A 20413-nucleotide genomic window follows, 5' to 3' on the forward strand; every position below is an offset into this window, starting at 1 on the left:
GTTCGCCCGAGGCCGTGCGGCTACTCATCCGCCGGCTGTCGCACGGTCAACACCGGAACGTCCGAGGTGCGGACGACCCGCTCGGTGACGCTCCCGAGCAGGTAACGGTCGAGCCCCTTCCGGCCGTGGGTCCCCATCACCACCACGTCGATGTCGTTCTCGTCGACGTAGTCGTGGATCGACTGGTAGGCGGTGCCGGACGCGACGGTGGTGACGCACTCCACGCCCGCGTCCGCGGCGGCGTCCGCCACGCGTCCCGTCGCCTCCTCGCCCTCCGATTCGAGCGCCTCGACGACGATCTCCGCGCCCGCTTCCAGGCTGGAGTACGCCGCGCCGTCGACGACGTACAGCGCGTGGAGGCGAGCGTCGTACCGGTCTGCGAGGTCGATCGCGTGTTCGATCGCGGCGTCCGACGCCGGGCTGCCGTCGGTCGGAACGAGGACATCCGAGTACATCACACTCCCCGCTACAGCGGGTAGCGATTAAAAACCCGATCCAACTGTCCAGATCCCGAGACGGGACGAACTCCGGGGTCTCGACCGGCCGACCGCCTAACGGAAGCCCATCGCTTCGATCTGCTCTTGGTACCGATTTCGGATGGTGACCTCGGTGACCTGCGCCACGTCGGCGACCTCGCGCTGGGTCTTCTTCTCGTTACAGAGCAGCGACGCGGCGTAGATGGCGGCGGCCGCGAAACCGGTGGGGGACTTCCCGGAGAGCAGCCCCTGCTCGGCTGAGACATCGATGATCTCGGTCGCCTTCGACTGGACCTCCTCGGAGAGCTGGAGCGCGGACGCGAACCGGGGGACGAACTGTTTGGGATCGACCGGCTTCAGCTCTAGGCCGAGCTCCTGGGAGATGTAGCGGTACGTCCGGCCGATCTCCTTCTGCGGAACCCGCGACACGTCTGCGACCTCGTCGAGGCTCCGGGGAATCCCCTCCTGCCGGCAGGCGGCGTAGAGGGCGGCGGTGGAGACGCCCTCGATGGAGCGGCCGCGGATGAGGTCCTCGTTGAGCGCGCGTCGATAGATGACGGAAGCGACCTCCCGTACCGACCGGGGAACGCCGAGCGCGCTCGCCATGCGGTCGATCTCAGAGAGCGCGAACTGGAGGTTGCGCTCGCCCGCGTCCTTGGTCCGGATCCGCTCCTGCCACTTCCGCAGTCGGTGCATCTGCGAGCGCTTCTCGGAGGAGAGCGACCGCCCGTACGCGTCCTTGTCTTTCCAGTCGATCGTCGTCGTCAGCCCCTTATCGTGCATCGTCTCCGTGATCGGCGCGCCGACCCGGGACTTCGACTGCCGCTCGTTGTGGTTGAACGCGCGCCACTCCGGCCCGCGGTCGATGTTCCGCTCGTCCAAGACGAGCCCGCAGTCCTCGCAGACGAGCTCTTGATCGGCGTCGGTGACGATGTTCTCCGAGTCACACTCCGGACAGGAGACCGTCGATTCGTCCGTTTCCTGCTCCGTGTCCCGCTCCTGTTGCCGCTGGCGACTCGGACGTTCCATTAAAAGGTTTCTGGTCAGTCGCGCATTTAAGCCTTGTCCACCCCTATCATCGATCCTGACGGTTCTCGAACCGACGTAAAATCGCGTTTTCGGACGTTAGAGAGGGATTAATAGCAGATTAGCGAACAGAATACACATCGTTGGCTGCCCTACCGTCGCCCGGCCACCCGCACCGAGACGCACGAAACGTGACCGTGGACGGAGCCCCGGTCGAGCCTCGGGCGTCGTTTGACGCCCACCTCTCGCCAGCTCCGTCGGTCTTACCCCCGGTGCCCAAGCTTATTACTCCTAAACATTCAAGAAGATTTTTGTATAACCTATACCAATAGGCGTGTATGAGTACGACTTCCCCGCCCGGCGTCGAACGCACGCTTCGCGGCTGTCGCCCGGCCGACGTCGATCCCGTCGTCATCGACGCGGCGGACCTCGACAGCACCGCGCCCGAGCACCTCCGCGACCTCAAGCGGGGGCTCGCGGCCCGCGGCTACCAGCCCGCCGCGGTCGCCGCCGAAGCCGAGTTCGACGCCGAGAGCACCCTCGAGCGACAGCGCGAGGTCGACCGACTGCGCGGGCTCCTCCGCGCCGCGGCGTTCCTCGGCGCCGGCCGGATCGAGGTCAGCGTCACCGGCGAAGTTCGCGAAGAGGCCCGCACGGCGCTCGCAGCGCTCGCCGAGCGGGCCGACCGCGAGGGCGTCGAACTCGTCCGGGTGGGCGCGGACGCCGGCGGCGCCTGACCGATGGCGACGAAGCGCTCGCTCGCGACCAAGCTCGGCGTCGTCGCCGGCTTCGAGCGCCCCGACGCCGCCCTCGAACAGTACCCGACGCCGCCGGAGCTGGCCGCCCACGTCGTCCACCTGGCGGACCTCCACGGCGACGTCGAGGGGCGGACCGTGCTCGACCTCGGCGCCGGCACGGGGATGCTCGCGCTGGCGGCGGCGCTTCGCGGCCCCGCCCGCGTCGTCGGCCTCGAACTCGACGGGGGCGCGCTCGCGACCGCCCGAGGGAACGAGCGCCGCGTCGCCGCCAGCGCGCCGGTCCACTGGGTTCGTGGCGACGCGACCCGCCCGCCGCTCGCGGTCTCCGAGCCCGCGACCGTCGTCATGAACCCGCCGTTCGGCGCACAGGACGGAAACCGCAACGCCGATCGGGAGTTCCTCGCGGTCGCGAGCGACCTCGCCGAAGTCTCTTACTCGGTCCACAACGCCGGTAGCCGGAAGTTCGTCGAGGCGTTCGCCGCCGACGAGGGCGGCGAGGTGACGCACGCGTTCGCGGCCGAGTTCCGGATCGACGCACAGTTTGATCACCACACCGACGAGGCGCGCGACATCGACACCGAAGTGTACCGGATCGAGTGGTCGTAGGGGGCCGGACGCTCTCTTCCCGGCCCGCCGGCGCGGGCTACCGCCGTCCCTCGTACCGCTCCCGCTGTGCGATCCGCACTCGCGTCTCGCCGCGCTGCGCGAACACGGCGTTGCCCTCGCGAACGAACGTGATCCCGCGGACGGTCTCGGTCTCGTTCGCGGCCGGGAGCGGCGCCGTGACGTTGTTCCCGCTGCCGCCGGCAACCGTCAGTTCGAACCCGTCGGGCGTGGCCGCGATGACGACGTTCCGCCCGTCGATCCGGGGCTCAGCCCGGGCGGGGTCGCTCGTGAACAGCGTCCGTCTCGTCTCGTTCCTGACCGCGTCGACCCGGTACGCCGGACCGCCGTTCGCAGCGACCCAGCCGACCCGCTGAACCCAGACGGTCTCCCGCCAGCCGGTGCCCCCCACGTCGACCGCGCGGTACCCCCAGAACGCGAGGTTCCCCTTCGAGACGGCGGTCGTCCATATCTCGCGGTCGGGGTCGCTGACGATCACCCCCGACGTGTTGACCGACGTCGAGCGCCCGAACGCTTCCACGTCGACGACGCCCACGAGTCGGTCCTCGACGTTCTCCGCGTAGGTCACCTGATACCCCTCGACCTCGATCGGGTCGCCCGGGAGGTCGCCGTCCTCGACCGTGACGAGGTTCGGCACGACGGCCGGCCCCGCGACGGCCGCCAGCGCCGCCGTGAGCAGGACCAGTCCGACCGCCGCCGGCGTCGACGACCGGATCCCGTCTCGGAGCGTCTCGGGCTTCGGCACCGCTCGGGACGGCCAGAGCGGGTCGTCGCGCGAGGCGGCCGCGACGGCGACGATCGCGGCCAGCAGGGCGAGCAGCCCAACGCCGACCGCGCGGTACAGCTCGTACCGCTCGTTGCCGAGGTACCAGTACACCGCCCACAGCCGACGCGAGGCGCCGAACAGCAGGAGCGCCCCGAAGACGACGAGCGCGGTGCGCTCCGACGCGTCCGCGCGCGACCCGTCGTGGTCCGGCGCGGTATTCGGATGGAACCGCCACCGACCGGGGGTCGCGCCCGCGTCGCGGTCCTCGCTGCGTTTTCCGTCGTCCCCCCCTCGAGTCCGCCGCCGCCGCAGGAGTACGACGGCGACGAGGGCGCCGCCGATGAGCCCGAGCGCATGCCCTTGGATCGCGACGTTCGCCCACCCCGGGGCGCCGTAGGATGGGGACGCCTCGGCGAACGCCACCGGCGTCCGGAGGGCGTCGTAGACGACACCGACGAGCGCCGTTCCCGTCGTGGCGACGACCGCGGCGACGGGACGCGTGACGAGCGCGAACCCCCAGTACGCGAACACGACGACGGAGAAGCCGATCACGGGCCCCAACGCGAACAGCGCGGAGACGAGGCCGAACGCGACCGCCGCGCCGGGGACGATCAGGAACGCACGGACGTAGGGGTTCTCGCCGGGGGATTCGACGGCGCGGATCCGGCTCGGTAGCCGTCGGGCCCGACTCGGCATCTCACGGACTCGACCCGGGAGACCTCGCAGGCGATCCGGGAGTCGGCGGGACCGGACGGCGGCCCGCTCCCGGTCGCCGACCTCGCGTCCCTCGGGGAAGTGGCCGTACGCGTACTCCGCGAGGCTCCCCGCGACGAGCGCGGAGAGGAGGTTCCCGGTGATGTGTCCGCGGCCCGCGTGCGCGAAGCTGGACCAGACGAGCCCCTCCGGGTAGAAGTACGACCACGACCGGAACGGGATCACGACCGGTCGGTTCGGGTCGTCGATTCCGGACTGGACGAACAGGTACACTCCGATCACGCCGGCGACAACGAGGAGCGTCCCCCACGGGACACCGAGCAGGAGCCGCGAGCGGAGCGTCCGCGTCCAGTCGGCCCCTCGTCGATCCGCGAGGAACACCGCGGCGAGCGCGACGGCGACGGCGACGCCGCCGGCGGCGAGGTGGACGGCGTCCGACGCCAGCGCGTCCGCGACCATGTCAGGTTCGACGGGGCCGCGCACACATCAATAACGGGGGTCGAACGCGGTACGGGGTCGGGCGTAATGCGAGGTCGAGCGGGCGGGCGAAAGCGTCCGACGGGTCAGATCTTGTTCTCGGCGTCGTCGGCCAGCTCCTCCATCCGCTTGCCGACGCGGCCGGCGGGCGAGAACTCGTCTTCGCTCATCGCGTTCGCTAAGGCGTTACCGAGGACGAACACGGCGTGTTTGTGTTCGCTCTTCGATTTGTGGACGTGGGAGGGGTCGACTTCGAGCTCGTCGTAGGGGTCGAACAGCGACCCGTCGACCGTCTCCTGCGCGCGGAAGTGCTCCATGATCGTCACCATCTGTTCGTGAAGCTCAAGCAGCTCGTCCTTGTGCATACCCACGGATACGGGTCGTAGGCCCTTTAAGCGTTGTTGAGGGGGGTACGCACGGTTCTGCGCCGCGGAGACCTCGACCGAGGGAGCCGCGCGGTCAGAAGACGTACTCGTCTTCGTGGCCCATCATCCCCTCGTCCTCGAACCCGTTGGAGTCGTCGTCGTCTCGCGGGCCGCTCGTCTTGTACGCCTTGATGCCGGTCGACAACAGCTCCTCGACCGCCTCCTCGCGGTTGAGGAACTCTCCTTCCTCGACCATCTGGGCAATCTGCATCTCCAGATGCTCCGGCACGGTTATCTTCACTTGTGGCATTTGCTGTCCGGGTCTTGTGGCATGGCGTATATAAAATTGGCGTCGCAGATCCGGAGATATGAAAACTCAAAGCAGAGACTCGAAAGTTCATTTTTTATCTTCTGAAGGTCGGTTAGGTTTGTGCGAATCCCCCGCCGAGCGGTACCGGCGTCTCGCCGCCGGGCGTCCGTGCCGTTCGAGGGCGACACTCGCGGGTCCCCAGCGCGTCCTCTGAGAGCGACATTCATACGTCGGTCCGGGCCGAACGGCGGTTCATGACCGATTCCGGCGTCGACGCGGCCGAGGACCTCACCGACCTCTACCGCGAGTACGGCGACGACAGACTCCCTCCGGGCCAGCGCGAGACGGACGGCTTCCCGGTCCTCTCGAAGAGCGGGACGCCCTCGTGGGACCCGGAGACGTTCGAGTTCGAGGTGTGGGGCGCAGTCGAGGAGCCGCTCTCCCTCTCGCTCGACGAGTTCCGCGACCTCCCGTCGGTCACCCAGCGACAAGACTTCCACTGCGTGACCGGCTGGAGTAAGTTCGACTGCGAGTTCACGGGCGTCTCCTTCGCCGACCTCGCCGAGCGCGCCGGCGTCCGCGACGACGCCGAACACGTCATGTTCCACGCGCTCGACGGGTACACGACCGACCTCCCGCTCGACGAGTGTACGAAGCCGGGCGTCCAGCTCACCTACGGCTACGACGGCGACGACCTCCCGGCCGACCACGGCGGCCCCATCCGCGTCGTCACGCCGCACAAGTACGCGTACAAGGGCGCGAAGTGGGTCTCGGGCGTCGAGTTCCTCACCGAGCCCGAACTCGGCTACTGGGAGAAGCGGGGGTACAGCGACACGGCGAACCCTTGGAACGAGGAGCGCTACAGCTGAGCGCCCCCCGGGGTCGCGCTCGGCCCGTCCGCGTCGTCGCCCGAGTTCCCCCGGTCCTCCGCCCCGATAGTCAGGATAAAGGGTCCACGTCCCCGACTCGATACGCATGGAACAGGCGCGTTCGCGGTCGTCGTCGCCGCTGGTCAGCCGGACCACCGAGGTCGTCGAGCCGGCGTTCGCGGCGGCGTTCGAGGCGCTTCCCACCCCGCGCACGACGTGGAGCGCGCCGGACGACGCGCTGGTGATCGGCGGCGGCGAGGCCGCGACGCTGACCGCGTCCGGGGGCGACCGGTTCGCGGCGATCCGCGAGTCGGCGACGGAGCTGTTCGAGTCCGGCGACGTCCACGCCGGCACCGAGGCGGCCCGCCCCCGCGTGTTCGGCGGGTTCGCCTTCCACGAGGGCGCCTGCGACGGCGAGCCGTGGGCGCCGTTTCCGGAGGCCCGGTTCGTCCTGCCGCGGGTCCAGCTGACCTACGCCGACAACGGCGCGTGGCTCACGGTCAACGCGGTCGGGCCGGACGCCGGCGTCGACGCCGTCGAGGACCGGCTCGCCCGCGAGGTCGACCGGTTCGCCGCCCTCGACGCCGTCGACGCCGGGTCGCCGACCGCGGCCGCCGGCTCCCGGCCCCCTCGCCCGGGGATCCGCGAGAGCCGCCGGACGACGAGCCGCGACGCGTGGCGCGAGAGCGTCGGCGCCGCGGTCGACAGGATCGCCGACGGCGACCTTCAGAAGGTGGTGTTGGCGCAGGCGCTGGAGGCCGACCTCGCGGCCGACTTCCCGCGGGCGGCCACCCTCGAACGCCTCGCCGAGAAGTACCCCGACTGCCACCGCTACTGGTTCGAGCCCGCCGCGGGGGAGAGCGCCTTCTTCGGCGCCACGCCGGAGCGACTCGTCTCGCTGCGGGGGCGGACCGTCGAGACCGACGCGCTCGCCGGGACGACCGGCCGCGGCGAGACGCCGAGCGAGGACGAGTGGCTCGCGCGCGAGCTCCTCGACGACGAGAAGAACGTCCACGAGCACGAGCTGGTCGCGGAGACGGTCCGCGACCAGCTTGAGCCGTTCGCCGCGTCGGTCTCCGCGGGCGAGCGTCGGGTTCGACGACTCGCGACCGTCCAACACCTCCACACGCCGATCACCGCCGAGCTCGACGCGGACCGACACGTCCTCGAACTCGTCGAGGCGCTCCACCCCACCCCGGCGGTCGGCGGGCTCCCGCCGGACCGCGCGCTGGCGACGATCCGCGAGACGGAGCCGTTCGACCGCGGCTGGTACGCCGCGCCGGTGGGCTGGATCGACGCCGCCGGCAACGGCGCGTTCGCGGTCGCGATCCGGTCCGCGGTCGGAACCCGCCGTCGAGCCACGCTGTTCGCCGGCGTCGGCGTCGTCTCCGACTCCGACCCCGACCGCGAGTGGGACGAGGTCCAGCTGAAGTACCGGCCGATCCTCGACGAGCTGGAGGGCGACGCAGCGGATTGACCCCGCCTACTGGAACATCTTCAGCGGCTCGGCCTGCGTGCTTTCCTCGGTCGCCTGTCGCATCTGCTCTGCGAGCTGGCGCTTCGCGTTCCGGATCTCCGTCGCCTGCTCCACGAGCCCGTCGGTCGGCGTCTCGATCCCCGCGATCGGGTCGATGCCGTCGACGATGAGCGCCCGCGCCGCCTCGGGGTCGGGGAACTGCGGGTCGGACTCGACGACGAGCCCGACCGCGTCGCGGTCGTCCTCCAGCGCGGCCGCCAGCATCGCGCCCGTTGGCCCGGAGACGAGCCCGGACTCCGACGGCTCCGACACCTCGGCGCGGTCCAGCGCCTCGGCGCCGTTCCCGGTCGCGATCCCGTACAGCTCCGGGGGCTCCTCGTCCTTCTCGCGGCCGAGGCCGGAGAGGAACACCGGGAACAGGTCGATCTCGTCGAACCACGAGCCGAGGCAGGCCGCGACCTCCGTCGCCGCCCCCGGGTTCACGGGGACGTCGCTGCGCAGCGCGACGAGATCCAGCTCGGAGTCGGCGTACAGCCGGACCGGGGTCGTCGCGGCCGTCTCGGACTCGCGGTAGACGGTCACCGGCGGGAGCCCGTCGCAGTGGACGTTCGCGTAGTGGGTCATCCCGTGGGCGTCGATCAGGTGGTCCGTCGCGATTTTCCCGACGAGCCCGACGCCGGGGAACCCCTCTATCAGCGTCGGCTCGTCCAGCGAGACGCCGTCGTCGAGGACGGAGATACGTGCCATGTGCGGCCGTACGCCCGGGGTCGACCTAAAGGTGCGGCGGCGGGAGGCACCTCGCGCGTCCCGAAACGGTCTAACGGCCCGACGCGAAAGGGGGGCCATGAATCCGCTCGACCGATACGAGTCGCTCGTCGACGACGTCGACGCGTTCCGGGCGGCGTGCGACCGGCCCCTCCCCTCGGTCGTGCGCACGAACGGGATCGCGGCGACGCCGGCCCGCGTCCGCGAGGCGTTCGACGAGTCGGGCGTCGCTTACGAGCCCGTCGACTGGCACGACGGCCTCTTCCGGCTCCCAGACGGCAACCCCGGCGGCAACTGGCCGTACGTCCACGGCTGGACTCACGGGCAGGAGGAGGTGTCCGTGCTGCCGACGCTCGCCCTCGACCCGCGACCCGGCGAGCGCGTCTGGGACGCCTGCGCGGCGCCCGGCAGCAAGACCACCCAGATCGCCGACGCGATGGACGACGAGGGGACCGTCGTCGCCAACGACAACAACCTCGGGCGCCTCTCCGCGCTCCGGCACAACGCCGAGCGCCTCGGGATCACGAACGCGATCGTCACGAACCAGGACGCCCGCAACTTCTCGACGAAGCCGCTGGCGTTCGACGAGTTCGACCGCGCGTTGGTCGACGCGCCCTGCTCCTGTGAGGGTACGTGCCGGAAGAACCCGGACGTCCTCGACCAGTGGACGCTCGACCACGTCCACGCGGTCGCCGGCATCCAGAAGGGCGTCCTGGCGAGGGCCGTCCAGGCGACCCGCCCCGGCGGCGTCGTCGTCTACTCCACGTGTACGTTCGCGCCCGAGGAGAACGAGGCCGTCCTCGACCACGTCCTCGCGAACGAGGACTGCGAACTGGTCGAGTTCGACCTGCCGCTCGACGCCGACCCCGGCGTGACCGAGTGGGAGGGGGAGACGTACGACGAGTCGGTGACGCGCGCGCAGCGGATCTACCCCCACCGCAACGACACGGGCGGCTTCTTCTGCGCGAAGCTTCGAGTCGGCGGCGCGGCGGGCGATGAGACCGATAGCGCGGCCGCCGCCGACGGGGTGGTGGACGCGTGAGCGACGAGACCGGCGGAGAGGCGGGCGACGCCCCCACCAACGACGGCCAGCGGTTCGACCGGCTCCCCGCGACCCCTGCGGACCGCGAGGTCGAGGGCCGTGCGAGCCGCGCGGAGGTCCTCGACTGGTGGGAGGAGCGGTTCGGGATCGACCCCGAGGTGTTCGCGGAGTACTCCTTCTGGGAGAAGGGCGCGGGGAAGATCTGGATCTTCAACGGCGAGGCGACCGACCCCAGCGAGGTCGAGGCGATCGGGATGACCTTCCTGCGCACGCGACAGGACCACTGGAAGCCGACCGGCCGGGCGGTCTCGCGGTTCGGTCGCCTCGCGACCAAGAACGCGATCGAACTGGACCCGGCGCAGGCGTCCCGGTTCGCGGCGGGTGACGACCAAGACCTCCCCGAGTGGGACGGCGACTGGGGCTACCTGATCGCGACCCACGAGGTCGCGGGCGAGTCGGTCCCGATCGGGGTTGGGCTGTACCTCTACGACGAGCTGCGCTCCGTGGTCCCGAAGGGGAGCCGGGCGGACCTGCCGGTCGTGGAGTGAGCGGCCCTCCCGGCGTTCGGTAAAAAGTTAGTCGTCGGAGCGCCGCGGTTCGACGGCGCTCCAGCGGGTCGTGCGGGTCAGATCGACGTGTCCTCCGGCGGTTTGGTGGCGAGGTTGGTGATTCCGTACGCCGCCAGTAGCAGCAGCCCCAGCAGGATGGTGTACGACCGGACGCTGAGGCTTATCAGCGTCTCGTGGACGACCTGTCCCTCTCCCGACACCGGGTGCGGCGCCCCCGCGATTATCTCGAGCAGCCCCATCCCGACCGTGCCGATCAGGATGAGCGCGCCGCCGCCGTACAGTCCGACTCGTTCCATGGTAGTGAGTTGGCTCATGCGTCGTCACCTCGTTAGCCGATTAAGTACCGCAGCCGCGGGTGGTCCCTGACGAACGACGTCTTCGCGAGGTAGGCGTCGACGCCGAGCACGCGCCCGGCCCCGAGCGTGGCGATCATCGCGAAGATCAGCAGCCCGAGCAGGTCGCCGGTGATCACGCCGTGGGCCCAGCCGCCGGTCTCGCCGTTGATGAAGTAGAAGAACGTCATCAGGAACGCGCCGAAGAACGCCGCCAGCCGCGTCAGCGCGCCGACGATCAGCCCCAACCCGATCAGCGTCTGTCCCAAGGGGACCATGATGTTCGTGAACGACAACAGGATCCCGTCGGAGAACAGCGTGACCACCGGGCCGAGGCTCGTCTGCGCCGCCGCGCCGCCGACGAACCAGCTCGCGTCGAACGGCCACGCGAGGAACTTGTCGAGTCCCGCGTGGAGGAACCACCACCCGACGATCAGACGCAAGACGACGAGCCAGTAGGCGAAGCGCGACTCCTCGACCGGGAACGATACGTCTCTGCCCAGCAGCTGCGTTTGGATGTTCGTGACCATGCGTAACCTCGGTTGCGAAAATGTTCGGTTAGGATATATAAACCTATCTCCAATGTCACCGACGAGTAATTCGCGAACCGCGGACTACTCCTTCCGTCTCACCGTTCCGCCGCCGAGCCCCTCCCACTCAACTCGGTAGCCGAGCGTCGAGAGGGTTGCGCTCGCGTCGTCGACGCCGTACTCGTCCAGCGTCGCCTCCACCGTGGACAGCGCCGCCCCGTCGTCGATATCGTCGTCGATTCGCTCCAACACCGCCGGTCTGACCAGCGTGCGGCCGACGAGCTCGTGGGCGGGGAACGGCCCGCCCTCCACCGCCGCCTCGCTCACGCCGTGTCGGTCGGCGAGGTCCCGCAGGGGGAGCACGTCGTCCGCCGGTTCGAAGGCGTCCGGGAGGGCGGCGGCGGCGTCCGCGACGAACTCGGCCTCGTACTCGCGGAGCACGTCGACCACGTCCTTCACGCGGACCGCGCCCGAGTAGGTGACGACGCGGTGGTCGCGTGCGGCTACCTCCTCGCCGACGCCAAGGCTCTCGTCGACCGCGACGAGCAGGTCCACGTCCTCCACGTCAGCGAGTTGGCCGAGCTTCTTCTCGACGTACTCTGGGGTCCAGAAGCCCATCACCTCGAAGAACAGCCGGAAGTCGGCGTGATCGTAGTCGAACGCGAAGTCCGGGATCATGACGCTCGCGCCGGTTTCGAGGGGTTCCGGCTCGCGGACGAGGGTCCAGTCGAGGTCGAGCCCGCGGAACCGACCGGCGAAGTCCGCTTCGACCCCGCTGTCGAAGTCGGGCTCCGCCACCGGCTCCACGTCGGGCACGGTCACGTCGCCGTCCGAGAGCCGCATCGTTCGCTCGCGGCCGCGGTCGTCGATCGTCGCCTCCAGCGACCACTCGGCGGACTCCGCGGCGGTCCGGAGCAGTCTCGCGAAGGCGGTCCCGTACCGTCGGGTGCGCGAGAACAGCGCGTCAGGCCCGGTGACGACGAGCTCCCGGCCCTCGGGAGTCTGCTCCAGTTCGTACATCAGCCGCAGGCGCTTCACCGCCGAGACGAGCCGCTTCGGGTCGTTCGACCGCACTCTGACCTCGGTGGCGTCGAACAGCGTAGTCTGGGCCAGAGAGAGGTCGTACTGCTCCAGCAGCGTGTCGGGGTCCCAGCGCACGTCGGCGTCGACGAGTACCCGATTCACGTCGCGGTCGGCGTACAGCGACGCCGACACGTCCCTCGAGTCGATCCCAAGCGCGTCGGCCGCGCGGTCGACCGCGGTCTCTCGCTCCGCCTCGCTCGCGACGCCGACCGCCTCCGCGGCCTCGAACGCGGCCCGCCGGACGCGACGCGGCGGGACGGCCGCGCGCGTCTCGAACTCGCACTCGCGCTCGACGAGCGCCGCCAGCCCGCGGACGAGCTTGAAGTCGCCGTTCCGCGCGGCCGCGTCGGCCTCCAAGTCCGCCAGCGCGTCGTCGAGGTCGCCGCGGCGCTCGCCGACGTGCGACTCGAACGCCCCGAGGACGCGCGCCGCGAGCGGCCGATGTTCCCGCCCGGTGAACTGCGGGCGGTAGCCGCCGCCCGCCCGGGAGACGCGCAGGAGGTCCTTCCGTAGCACGGCGGCGGCTACGGGCGTGGCGGCCTAAAACCGGCCGGGTTCGACGCTCCCGCGCCGACGCGCGCTTGTGGCCGCGGCTCGCCCGCATCGGCCCCTCCGCCCGCATCAGTCGTCGTCCGTGGTCTCCGGGGTGAACGTCACTCCCTCGACCTCGATCCGCTCCGGCACGCGGCTCGTGTCGTGGGTCCCGACCGGCGGGAGGTTCACGCTCGCGGCCGGCGACGCGTCGAGGTCCGTCCCCTCTGATCCCGCTATCGACGCCATCTCGCCGTCCGCGTCTCGGGCGTCCTGATCGATCCGCATCGAGCAGAACTCCGCGCCGCACATCGAGCAGAAGCGGGCCTCCTTGTAGTTGTCTCCCGGAAGCGTCTGGTCGTGGTACGACCGCGCGCGCTCGGGGTCGAGCGCGAGGTCGAACTGGCGCCGCCAGTCGAACTCGTACCGCGCCTCAGAGAGCGCGTCGTCCCAGTCGCGCGCGCCGGGGAGGTCGTTCGCCACGTCGGCCGCGTGCGCCGCGATCCGATACGCGGCGAGACCGTCCCGCACGTCCTCGGGCTCCGGCAGTCCGAGGTGCTCCTTCGGCGTCACATAGCACAGCATGGCCGCGCCGGCCCGCGCGGCCTCGGTCGCGCCGATCGCGCTCGTGATGTGGTCGTACCCCGGCGCCACGTCCGTCACCAGCGGGCCGAGGACGTAGAACGGCGCTCCGTCGCACACCGCCTGCTGCCGCTCGACGTTCTCCGCGATATCGTCCAGCGGGACGTGGCCGGGGCCCTCCACCATTACCTGGACGCCGTGGTCCCACGCGGTCCGCGTGAGGTCTCCGAGGGTGTCGAGCTCGGCGAACTGCGCCTCGTCGCTCGCGTCGGCCACACAGCCCGGCCGGAGGCCGTCCCCGAGCGAGACCGTCACGTCGTGTTCGGCGAATATCTCACATATCGCCTCGAAATTCGCGTACAGCGGGTTCTGCGACCCGTTCTCCTCCATCCACTGCGCGAGGATCGACCCCCCTCGCGAGACGATCCCCGTCTTCCGGCCGTCGGTCAGCGGGAGGTGTTCCATCAGTATCCCCGCGTGGACCGTCATGTAGTCGACGCCCTGCCGCGCCTGTTTCTCGATGACGTCGAGCAGGAGCTCGCGGGTGATCGCCTCGGCGGACTCGGCCCGCTTGACCGCCTCGTAGATCGGGACCGTCCCGACCGGCACCGGCGAGTGCGCGACGTTGGCCTCGCGGGTCGCGTCCAGCTCGTTGCCCGTCGAGAGGTCCATCACCGTGTCGGCGCCGTAGTGGACCGCCGCGTGGAGCTTTTCGAGCTCCTCCTCCCGGCCGCTCGTCGTCTCGCTGTTCCCGATGTTCGCGTTGACCTTCGTGGCGAACGCCCGGCCGATGACCATCGGGTCGAGCGCGCCGTGCGCGTGGTTGTTCGGAATCACCGCGCGCCCCTCGGCGACCGCCTCGCGAACGAACTCCGGATCGCGGTTCTCGCGCGCCGCCGCGCGTTCGATCGCGGAGGTGACCTCGCCGCGTCGCGCCCGCTCCATCTGTGTCGCTGGCATAATCACTCGGTAATACCACTAACTAATATATTCTGTGGTAAACGGCTCGGCGCACCGAGTCGGCGCCCGGGTGCGACACGCTTAACCCCGAAACTCGCGGATCGGAGAGTAATGAGTACCGACGCGGCGGGCGACGCCGAGTCCGACGACGCCGCTTCCGGGGACCCCACCGACTCCGAGGCGTTCGTCCGCACCTGCGAACACCTCGTCGACAGGATCCTCGACGGCGAGATCGAGCGCGACGACCTCGAACGCGCCAAGCTCGACGCCTGCTCGGAGTTCGGCTCCCCCAAGGTGCCGAAGAACACCGAGATCCTCGACCACGCACCGACGGAGCACCGCGACGACGTGATCGAGGTGGTCCAGCGCAAGCCCGTCCGGACCGCGTCCGGGGTCTCCCCCGTGGCGATCATGACTTCCCCCGAACTGTGCCCGCACGGGAAGTGCCTCTACTGCCCGGGCGGCCCGGCCTCAGAGTTCTCCTCCGCGCAGTCGTACACGGGCCACGAGCCCGCGGCGGCCCGCGGCGAGCAGAACGACTACGACCCGTACGGGCAGGTCACGCTCCGGCTCGAACAGCTCCGCAAGATCGGCCACCCTGTCGACAAGGTGGAGCTCATCCTCATGGGCGGGACGATGACCGCGCGCTCGCACGACTACCAGGAGTGGTTCGTCAAGCGCGCGCTCCAGGCGATGAACGACTACGACCTCGACAAGGAGCCGGAGCCCGCGGAGGGCGAGTCGTTCGCGCCCGCGCCCGAGGAGACCGAGTTCGAGTACCTCGAAGACGTGATCGCCGAGAACGAGACGAATCCGATCCGCAACATCGGCACCACCTTCGAGACGAAGCCCGACTGGTGCGACCCGGAGCAGATCGACCGGATGCTCGACCTCGGCGGCACGAAGGTCGAGGTCGGCGTCCAGACCACCTACGAGCGGATCAACCGCGAGATGCACCGCGGCCACGGCAACGAGGCGAGCCGGAACGCCAATCGCCGCCTGCGCGACGCCGCGTTCAAAGTCGGCTTCCACATGATGCCGGGCCAGCCCGGGATGACCCGCGAGATGTGTCTGGAGGACTTCCGGCAGCTGTTCGAGAACCCCGACTGGCGCCCCGACTACCTGAAGATCTACCCCACGCTCGTCGTCGAGGGGACGCGGGTGTACGACCGGTGGCGGCGCGACGACTTTGACCCGCTCACGAGCGAGGAGGCGGCCGACCTCGTCGCCGACGTGATGGACCTGATCCCGAAGTACACGCGGCTCCAGCGCGTCCAGCGCGACATCCCGGCCGACTTCATCGACGCGGGCGTCCAGAAGTCGAACCTCCGACAGCTCGCCGCCCAGCGCGCCGAGGAGAAGGGGATCGTCCAGCGCGACATCCGCGCCCGCGAAGTCGGCCACAACGACGCCGACCCTGACCCGGACGACGTGGAACTCTCGGTCACCACCTACGAGGCCGGCGGCGGCACGGAACACTTCATCGCCTTCGAGGACCCCGTGCGCGACCTGCTCGTCGGCTTCTGTCGGCTTCGGTTCCCCTCGTTCGCCCCCGACCAGCCGGGCGCGCCGGGAACCGAGAGCGACCCGATCCGGCCGGAGCTCGAAGACGCCGCGCTGATCCGCGAGCTCCACGTGTACGGCACCGAGGTCGGCATCGGCGGCGACGGCGACTGGCAGCATAAGGGGTACGGGACGAAGCTGCTCGAACGCGCCGAGGAGCTCTCTCGCGACGCGGGCTACGACAAGGTCGCGGTCATCTCCGGCATCGGCGCCCGCGAGTACTACCGCAACAAGCTCGGCTACCGGCAGGACGGGCCGTACGTGTCGAAGCGGCTGTAGGCCCTCGGCCGACCGAACCCACGCCCGCTTCCGTCGGGAGTCGCTCCCCCGTCGCGTACCGTCGTCGACTGACGTTTCTGGCGACCACCGCCTTTCTGTTTACTTGGATTTAGATTAGTACAGAGTCATTCATTGATGAACATTTATACTCTATCAGGATACAATATCGGTACCTCGTCACACGAGGACTACTCACATGAATTTCGAACGACGAACTTTCGTGAAGGGGGTTGCCGGGCTCGCCGCGACGGCGACGATCACAGGAACTGCGTCGGCCGCGGACGGACAGACGCAGTATATCGTCGGTGCGAACGGGAACGGCGTCGCCGACGCCGTCACGGACGCGGGGTTCGAGGTCCGTCACGAGCTCGCCGACGGTGACGTGCTGGTCGCGGTCGGTCCGAGCGACGCAGCCGCCGACATCGAGTCGGTCAAGGGCGTCAAAGCGGCGAATCCGGACCTGAAGCTCGAACTCGACGAGCCGGAAGTCAACACCGAGGCGGCCGACGAGACCCCGCCGAGCGAGGGCGCCGCGCTGTCCGACCTCCAGTGGGACAAGGAGATCACCGACGTCTTCGAGGCCCACGAGTACGCGACCGGGGAGGGAACGCGCGTCGCGATCGTCGACACCGGGATTGACCTGAACCACCCGGACCTCGGAAACGTCAACGAGGAGCTCGGCCAAGCCTTCGTCGCCGACGACGACGTACCGGAGATCGGGCCCGACGACTCTGGATCTCACGGCACGCACGTCGCCGGAACCGTCGGCGCCACGGGCGAATCCGGCGTCGTCGGTACCGCCCCGGACACGGAGCTGATCCCGGTTCGCGTGTTCCCCGCAGAGGGCGGCGCGACGTTCGGTGACATCCTCGCTGGCATCGACTACGCGGCAGAGATCGGCGCCGACGCGGCGAACTTCAGCCTCGGAATCCCGGGCGTTCAGCAGCCGGGATCGGAGCTAAACAAGCTCAAGGCGGAGGTCCAGACCGTGTTCCAGAGCGCGGTCCGGCGTGGGACCGTGATCACGGGGAGCGCCGGCAACGACTCGGGGAGCCTTCAGGGGAGCGGCTTCACCCTGCCGAACAGCGTCCCGGCGGCGTTCACCGTCAGTGCGACCTCGCCCGCGGACACGCTCTCCTTCTACTCGAACTTCGGCACGAGCGACATCGACATCGCCGCGCCGGGCGGTGGGTACGAAACGCTGGAGAAGACGCTGGTCGAAGACCCCGACGCCGTCGAGTGGCCATTCCCGACGAACCTCGTGCTGTCGACAATCCCCGTCGAACAGGGAGCGTACGGGTACAAGGCCGGCACTTCCATGGCAGCCCCGCAGGTCGCCGGCCTCGCTGCACTCGTCCGCGAACTCGAACCGAACGCGAATGCGAGCCGGATCGAGCAGGCGATCCAGAAGGGCGCCGAGGGGGCGAACGGCAAGAGCGACTCGGAGTTCGGTGCCGGGATCATCAACGCGCTCAACACCGTCGAGCGCCTCGCCAGCGGCAAGGGGAAAGGCAACGGTAACTGACGCGTGGGGAGCCGACCGTCGCGCTGAATCCCACAACGACACGCCTTTTTCCGCCCCGGCGGTCTCTATCAGGTATGGACCAGAAGCGGGAGCTGTCGAGCATCGACCTCGCGGCCCTCGTCACCGAGCTGAATCGGTACGAGGGCGCGAAGGTCGACAAGGCGTACCTCTACGACGACGACCTGCTCCGGCTGAAGCTGCGCGACTTCGACCGCGGCCGCGTTGAGCTCATGATCGAGGTCGGAGAGATCAAACGCGCGCACGCCGCCGACCCAGACCACGTCGCGGACGCGCCGGGCCGCCCGCCGAACTTCGCGAAGATGCTCCGGAACCGGCTGTCCGGCGCGGACTTCGCGGGCGTCGAGCAGTACGAGTTCGACCGCATCCTCACCTTCGAGTTTGAGCGCGAGGACCAGAACACGACGCTCGTCGCCGAGCTGTTCGGGCAGGGCAACGTCGCCGCGCTCGACGAGACGGGCGAGGTGATCGGGGCGCTGTCGACGGTCCGGCTGAAGTCCCGGACGGTGGCGCCCGGCTCGCAGTACGAGTACCCTGCCTCGCGGCTCAACCCCCTTGACGTGAGCCGCGGCGGGTTCGACCGGCACATGCGCGAGTCGGACAGCGACGTGGTGCGCACCCTCGCCACGCAGTTGAACCTCGGCGGCCTCTACGCCGAGGAGGTGTGCACCCGCGCCGGCGTGCCGAAGGAGACGCCCATCGAGGAGGCGACGGACGACCAACTCGGGGCGCTCCACGACGCCCTCTCCCGGATCGACGAACGGCTCCGCTCGGGCGACATCGACCCCCGAGTGTACGAGGAATCGATCGACGGCGACGGGAGCGACGGCGGCGCCGGTGACGCCGACCCCCGCGTGGTCGACGTGACCCCCTTCCCGCTCGCGGAGCACGAGGACCTGCCGAGCGTGGGGTTCGACTCCTTCAACGCCGCCGTCGACGAGTACTTCCACCGGCTGGGGAGCGAGGAGACCGGCGACGGCGAGGCCCCCGCCGACGCGAGCGCCTCCCGCCCGGACTTCGAGGAGGAGATCGCCAAACAGGAGCGGATCATCGAACAGCAGCGCGGCGCGATCGAGGGGTTCGAGGAACAGGCGCAGGCGGAGCGCGAGCGCGCGGAGCTGCTGTACGCGAACTACGACCTCGTCGACGAGGTGATCTCGACGGTGCGGGAGGCCCGCGAGAACGAGGTGCCGTGGGACGAGATCGCGGAGACGCTCGACGCCGGCGCGGAGCGGGGGATTCCGGCCGCGGAGGCCGTCGTCGACGTCGACGGCGGCGAGGGGACGGTAACGGTGGAACTCGAGGACGATGACGGCGACCCCGTCCGCGTCGAGGTCGACGCGAGCGAGGGCGTCGAGGTCAACGCCGACCGCCTCTACCGGGAGGCGAAACGCGTCGAGGAGAAGAAGGAGGGGGCGATGGCGGCGATCGAGTCCACCCGCGAGGAGCTGGAGGCGGTCAAGGAACGGAAGGCGGAGTGGGAGGAACAGCAGGCGGCCGACGACGGCGGCGAGGAAGAGGGCGACGACGAGGACGACGACGAGGCGTACGAGACCGACTGGCTCTCCCGCTCTTCGATCCCGATCCGCAGCCCGGACGACTGGTTCGAGCGGTTCCGCTGGTTCCGCACCTCGACCGGCTACCTCGTCATCGGCGGGCGCAACGCCGACCAGAACGAGGAGTTGGTGAAGAAGTACATGGGTAAACACGATCGGTTCTTCCACACGCAGGCGCACGGGGGGCCGGTGACGATCCTCAAGGCCTCGGGCCCGTCGGAGTCGGCCGATCCGGTCGACTTCTCGGAGGAGACCCTGCGGGAGGCCGCGCAGTTCGCCGTCTCCTACTCGTCTGACTGGAAGGATGGCCGCGGCGCGGGCGACGCGTACATGGTCGACCCCGACCAGGTGTCGAAGACCCCCGAGAGCGGCGAGTACATCGAGAAGGGGAGCTTCGTGATCCGCGGCGACCGGACGTACTTTGAGGACGTCCCCTGCCGGATCGCCGTCGGCGTCCAGTGCGAGCCGGTCACCCGCGCCATCGGCGGCCCGCCGTCGGCCGTCGTCGACCGCGCGGCCGCGCACCTCACCTTCGAACCGGGGATGTACGCGCAGAACGACGCCGCGATGATGGCGTACCGGAATCTGAAAGAGCGGTTCGCGGACCAGTCGTTCGTGCGGAAGGTCGCGAGCGCGGACCAGCTACAGGAGTTCCTCCCGCCAGGCGGGTCGGACATCGTCGACTGAGGCCCCCCGTCGACCGCGGAACGATTCTTCTCCCCGAGCGCGACGTTTTCAAGCCTCCGCGACCGAGGCGAGGCTATGACCTTCGAATCGCTGCCGGAGGGGTGGCGGGTGTGGAACGAGGAGCCCAGCGGCCGGGCGATCCTCGTCTACCGCCCCGACGTCTTCGGGAGCGGCGACCTCCCGGACGAGTGTCTCCCGACGATCTACCTGACGAACGGCTCCCGCAACGCGCGGCCCGGCTCGGGCCAGTACGCGACTGACGAGTGGCACGTCGTCCTCTTCTTGGAGCCCGAAATCGAGGCGGTCGCGGAGACGCACGAGAGCCGCGAGGCGGGTGCGGCCGGCGCGGTCGATGTCGCGGAACGGTTCGTCGCGGGCGAGATTGATTACCGGGACGCGTATCAGGTGCCCCGCGAGGCGTACTTCGCGCGCCTCGACGAGTTCGTCGGTGCTGAAGAGGAGGCGTAACGACGCGCCGGCGAGCCGAGCTTTATCCACGATCGCGTATATCATCGCACGATTAGCGGAG

The 20413-nt window shown here is 69.6% G+C and carries 20 protein-coding genes; 10 read left to right on the top strand and 10 right to left on the bottom strand.

What is annotated here, in order from left to right; all coding sequences use genetic code 11:
* Positions 1 to 20: 20 nt before the first annotated feature.
* Together EXE52_RS12720 and EXE52_RS12725 are read right to left on the bottom strand one after the other, a co-directional pair.
* Positions 21 to 455: a universal stress protein gene (locus EXE52_RS12720; RefSeq protein ID WP_049930070.1), complete on the bottom strand. Its 435-nt coding sequence runs from the start codon at positions 453 to 455 to the stop codon at positions 21 to 23.
* 96 nt (positions 456 to 551) lie between these two features.
* Positions 552 to 1505: a transcription initiation factor IIB family protein gene (locus tag EXE52_RS12725; protein WP_006113981.1), complete on the bottom strand. Its 954-nt coding sequence runs from the start codon at positions 1503 to 1505 to the stop codon at positions 552 to 554.
* Between the two features lie 335 nt (positions 1506 to 1840).
* Here EXE52_RS12725 and EXE52_RS12730 point away from each other — a divergent pair, with 335 nt between their 5' ends.
* A complete protein-coding gene (locus EXE52_RS12730; protein ID WP_086219128.1) occupies positions 1841 to 2239 on the top strand; it encodes a hypothetical protein in 399 nt (132 codons plus the stop codon).
* Between the two features lie 3 nt (positions 2240 to 2242).
* On the top strand, positions 2243 to 2866 hold the full coding sequence (locus EXE52_RS12735) for an METTL5 family protein (protein WP_049929329.1): 624 nt from the start codon (positions 2243 to 2245) through the stop codon (positions 2864 to 2866).
* Positions 2867 to 2903: 37 nt separating this feature from the next.
* On the opposite strand, the gene EXE52_RS12740 is transcribed toward EXE52_RS12735, so the two are convergent.
* The 3 genes from EXE52_RS12740 to EXE52_RS12750 form a co-directional block, all read right to left on the bottom strand.
* Positions 2904 to 4823, bottom strand: coding sequence for a rhomboid family intramembrane serine protease (locus tag EXE52_RS12740; RefSeq protein ID WP_089307545.1), 1920 nt, complete (start codon positions 4821 to 4823; stop codon positions 2904 to 2906).
* 104 nt (positions 4824 to 4927) lie between these two features.
* Positions 4928 to 5206 (bottom strand): UPF0058 family protein, encoded by a 279-nt coding sequence (locus EXE52_RS12745; RefSeq protein WP_008442749.1) that lies wholly within the window; start codon positions 5204 to 5206, stop codon positions 4928 to 4930.
* Positions 5207 to 5300: 94 nt separating this feature from the next.
* Positions 5301 to 5516 (bottom strand): cell surface protein, encoded by a 216-nt coding sequence (locus EXE52_RS12750; RefSeq protein WP_049929331.1) that lies wholly within the window; start codon positions 5514 to 5516, stop codon positions 5301 to 5303.
* A gap of 254 nt (positions 5517 to 5770) precedes the next feature.
* Here EXE52_RS12750 and EXE52_RS12755 point away from each other — a divergent pair, with 254 nt between their 5' ends.
* Both EXE52_RS12755 and EXE52_RS12760 read left to right on the top strand, forming a co-directional pair.
* Positions 5771 to 6385: a sulfite oxidase-like oxidoreductase gene (locus tag EXE52_RS12755; RefSeq protein ID WP_049929334.1), complete on the top strand. Its 615-nt coding sequence runs from the start codon at positions 5771 to 5773 to the stop codon at positions 6383 to 6385.
* Positions 6386 to 6491: 106 nt separating this feature from the next.
* The gene (locus EXE52_RS12760) at positions 6492 to 7862 is read left to right on the top strand and encodes an isochorismate synthase MenF (protein ID WP_049929335.1); all 1371 of its coding nucleotides are present in this window, start codon (positions 6492 to 6494) and stop codon (positions 7860 to 7862) included.
* A gap of 6 nt (positions 7863 to 7868) precedes the next feature.
* Here EXE52_RS12760 and EXE52_RS12765 read toward each other — a convergent pair whose 3' ends face one another.
* A complete protein-coding gene (locus EXE52_RS12765) occupies positions 7869 to 8609 on the bottom strand; it encodes a proteasome assembly chaperone family protein (RefSeq protein WP_086219131.1) in 741 nt (246 codons plus the stop codon).
* Between the two features lie 97 nt (positions 8610 to 8706).
* Here EXE52_RS12765 and EXE52_RS12770 point away from each other — a divergent pair, with 97 nt between their 5' ends.
* Positions 8707 to 9669 (top strand): RsmB/NOP family class I SAM-dependent RNA methyltransferase, encoded by a 963-nt coding sequence (locus tag EXE52_RS12770; RefSeq protein ID WP_049929337.1) that lies wholly within the window; start codon positions 8707 to 8709, stop codon positions 9667 to 9669.
* A complete protein-coding gene (locus EXE52_RS12775) occupies positions 9666 to 10217 on the top strand; it encodes a hypothetical protein (RefSeq protein WP_049929338.1) in 552 nt (183 codons plus the stop codon). The genes EXE52_RS12770 and EXE52_RS12775 overlap by 4 nt, the downstream gene beginning before the upstream one ends.
* 77 nt (positions 10218 to 10294) lie before the next feature.
* Here EXE52_RS12775 and EXE52_RS12780 read toward each other — a convergent pair whose 3' ends face one another.
* From EXE52_RS12780 to thiC, 4 genes are all read right to left on the bottom strand, one after another.
* Positions 10295 to 10552, bottom strand: a complete 258-nt coding sequence (locus EXE52_RS12780) for a hypothetical protein (RefSeq protein ID WP_233125157.1) — start codon at positions 10550 to 10552, stop codon at positions 10295 to 10297.
* A 14-nt stretch (positions 10553 to 10566) separates the two neighbouring features.
* Positions 10567 to 11100, bottom strand: coding sequence for a DoxX family protein (locus EXE52_RS12785; RefSeq protein WP_049929340.1), 534 nt, complete (start codon positions 11098 to 11100; stop codon positions 10567 to 10569).
* Positions 11101 to 11184: 84 nt separating this feature from the next.
* A complete protein-coding gene (locus tag EXE52_RS12790; RefSeq protein WP_089307546.1) occupies positions 11185 to 12699 on the bottom strand; it encodes a DUF790 family protein in 1515 nt (504 codons plus the stop codon).
* Between the two features lie 105 nt (positions 12700 to 12804).
* The gene (gene thiC, locus EXE52_RS12795) at positions 12805 to 14241 is read right to left on the bottom strand and encodes a phosphomethylpyrimidine synthase ThiC (RefSeq protein ID WP_089307547.1); all 1437 of its coding nucleotides are present in this window, start codon (positions 14239 to 14241) and stop codon (positions 12805 to 12807) included.
* Between the two features lie 126 nt (positions 14242 to 14367).
* Here thiC and EXE52_RS12800 point away from each other — a divergent pair, with 126 nt between their 5' ends.
* From EXE52_RS12800 to EXE52_RS12815, 4 genes are all read left to right on the top strand, one after another.
* Positions 14368 to 16098: a tRNA uridine(34) 5-carboxymethylaminomethyl modification radical SAM/GNAT enzyme Elp3 gene (locus EXE52_RS12800; protein WP_089307548.1), complete on the top strand. Its 1731-nt coding sequence runs from the start codon at positions 14368 to 14370 to the stop codon at positions 16096 to 16098.
* A gap of 196 nt (positions 16099 to 16294) precedes the next feature.
* Positions 16295 to 17623: a S8 family serine peptidase gene (locus EXE52_RS12805; protein ID WP_089307549.1), complete on the top strand. Its 1329-nt coding sequence runs from the start codon at positions 16295 to 16297 to the stop codon at positions 17621 to 17623.
* 74 nt (positions 17624 to 17697) lie between these two features.
* Positions 17698 to 19884, top strand: coding sequence for a ribosome rescue protein RqcH (rqcH, locus tag EXE52_RS12810; RefSeq protein ID WP_089307550.1), 2187 nt, complete (start codon positions 17698 to 17700; stop codon positions 19882 to 19884).
* 75 nt (positions 19885 to 19959) lie between these two features.
* The gene (locus EXE52_RS12815) at positions 19960 to 20352 is read left to right on the top strand and encodes a DUF5820 family protein (RefSeq protein ID WP_089307551.1); all 393 of its coding nucleotides are present in this window, start codon (positions 19960 to 19962) and stop codon (positions 20350 to 20352) included.
* Positions 20353 to 20413: the final 61 nt, after the last annotated feature.

The sequence above is a fragment of the Halorubrum sp. CGM4_25_10-8A genome, assembly GCF_005435025.1.
Lineage (GTDB): Archaea > Halobacteriota > Halobacteria > Halobacteriales > Haloferacaceae > Halorubrum > Halorubrum ezzemoulense.

What these genes read in the sequence shown, in the direction of transcription:
- EXE52_RS12720 (WP_049930070.1), bottom strand. Translation starts at nt 455, where the DNA reads ATGTACTCGGATGTCCTCGTTCCGACCGACGGCAGCCCGGCGTCGGAC.
- EXE52_RS12725 (WP_006113981.1), bottom strand. Translation starts at nt 1,505, where the DNA reads ATGGAACGTCCGAGTCGCCAGCGGCAACAGGAGCGGGACACGGAGCAG.
- EXE52_RS12730 (WP_086219128.1), top strand. Translation starts at nt 1,841, where the DNA reads ATGAGTACGACTTCCCCGCCCGGCGTCGAACGCACGCTTCGCGGCTGT.
- EXE52_RS12735 (WP_049929329.1), top strand. Translation starts at nt 2,243, where the DNA reads ATGGCGACGAAGCGCTCGCTCGCGACCAAGCTCGGCGTCGTCGCCGGC.
- EXE52_RS12740 (WP_089307545.1), bottom strand. Translation starts at nt 4,823, where the DNA reads ATGGTCGCGGACGCGCTGGCGTCGGACGCCGTCCACCTCGCCGCCGGC.
- EXE52_RS12745 (WP_008442749.1), bottom strand. Translation starts at nt 5,206, where the DNA reads ATGCACAAGGACGAGCTGCTTGAGCTTCACGAACAGATGGTGACGATC.
- EXE52_RS12750 (WP_049929331.1), bottom strand. Translation starts at nt 5,516, where the DNA reads ATGCCACAAGTGAAGATAACCGTGCCGGAGCATCTGGAGATGCAGATT.
- EXE52_RS12755 (WP_049929334.1), top strand. Translation starts at nt 5,771, where the DNA reads ATGACCGATTCCGGCGTCGACGCGGCCGAGGACCTCACCGACCTCTAC.
- EXE52_RS12760 (WP_049929335.1), top strand. Translation starts at nt 6,492, where the DNA reads ATGGAACAGGCGCGTTCGCGGTCGTCGTCGCCGCTGGTCAGCCGGACC.
- EXE52_RS12765 (WP_086219131.1), bottom strand. Translation starts at nt 8,609, where the DNA reads ATGGCACGTATCTCCGTCCTCGACGACGGCGTCTCGCTGGACGAGCCG.
- EXE52_RS12770 (WP_049929337.1), top strand. Translation starts at nt 8,707, where the DNA reads ATGAATCCGCTCGACCGATACGAGTCGCTCGTCGACGACGTCGACGCG.
- EXE52_RS12780 (WP_233125157.1), bottom strand. Translation starts at nt 10,552, where the DNA reads ATGAGCCAACTCACTACCATGGAACGAGTCGGACTGTACGGCGGCGGC.
- EXE52_RS12785 (WP_049929340.1), bottom strand. Translation starts at nt 11,100, where the DNA reads ATGGTCACGAACATCCAAACGCAGCTGCTGGGCAGAGACGTATCGTTC.
- thiC (WP_089307547.1), bottom strand. Translation starts at nt 14,241, where the DNA reads ATGGAGCGGGCGCGACGCGGCGAGGTCACCTCCGCGATCGAACGCGCG.
- EXE52_RS12800 (WP_089307548.1), top strand. Translation starts at nt 14,368, where the DNA reads ATGAGTACCGACGCGGCGGGCGACGCCGAGTCCGACGACGCCGCTTCC.
- EXE52_RS12805 (WP_089307549.1), top strand. Translation starts at nt 16,295, where the DNA reads ATGAATTTCGAACGACGAACTTTCGTGAAGGGGGTTGCCGGGCTCGCC.
- rqcH (WP_089307550.1), top strand. Translation starts at nt 17,698, where the DNA reads ATGGACCAGAAGCGGGAGCTGTCGAGCATCGACCTCGCGGCCCTCGTC.
- EXE52_RS12815 (WP_089307551.1), top strand. Translation starts at nt 19,960, where the DNA reads ATGACCTTCGAATCGCTGCCGGAGGGGTGGCGGGTGTGGAACGAGGAG.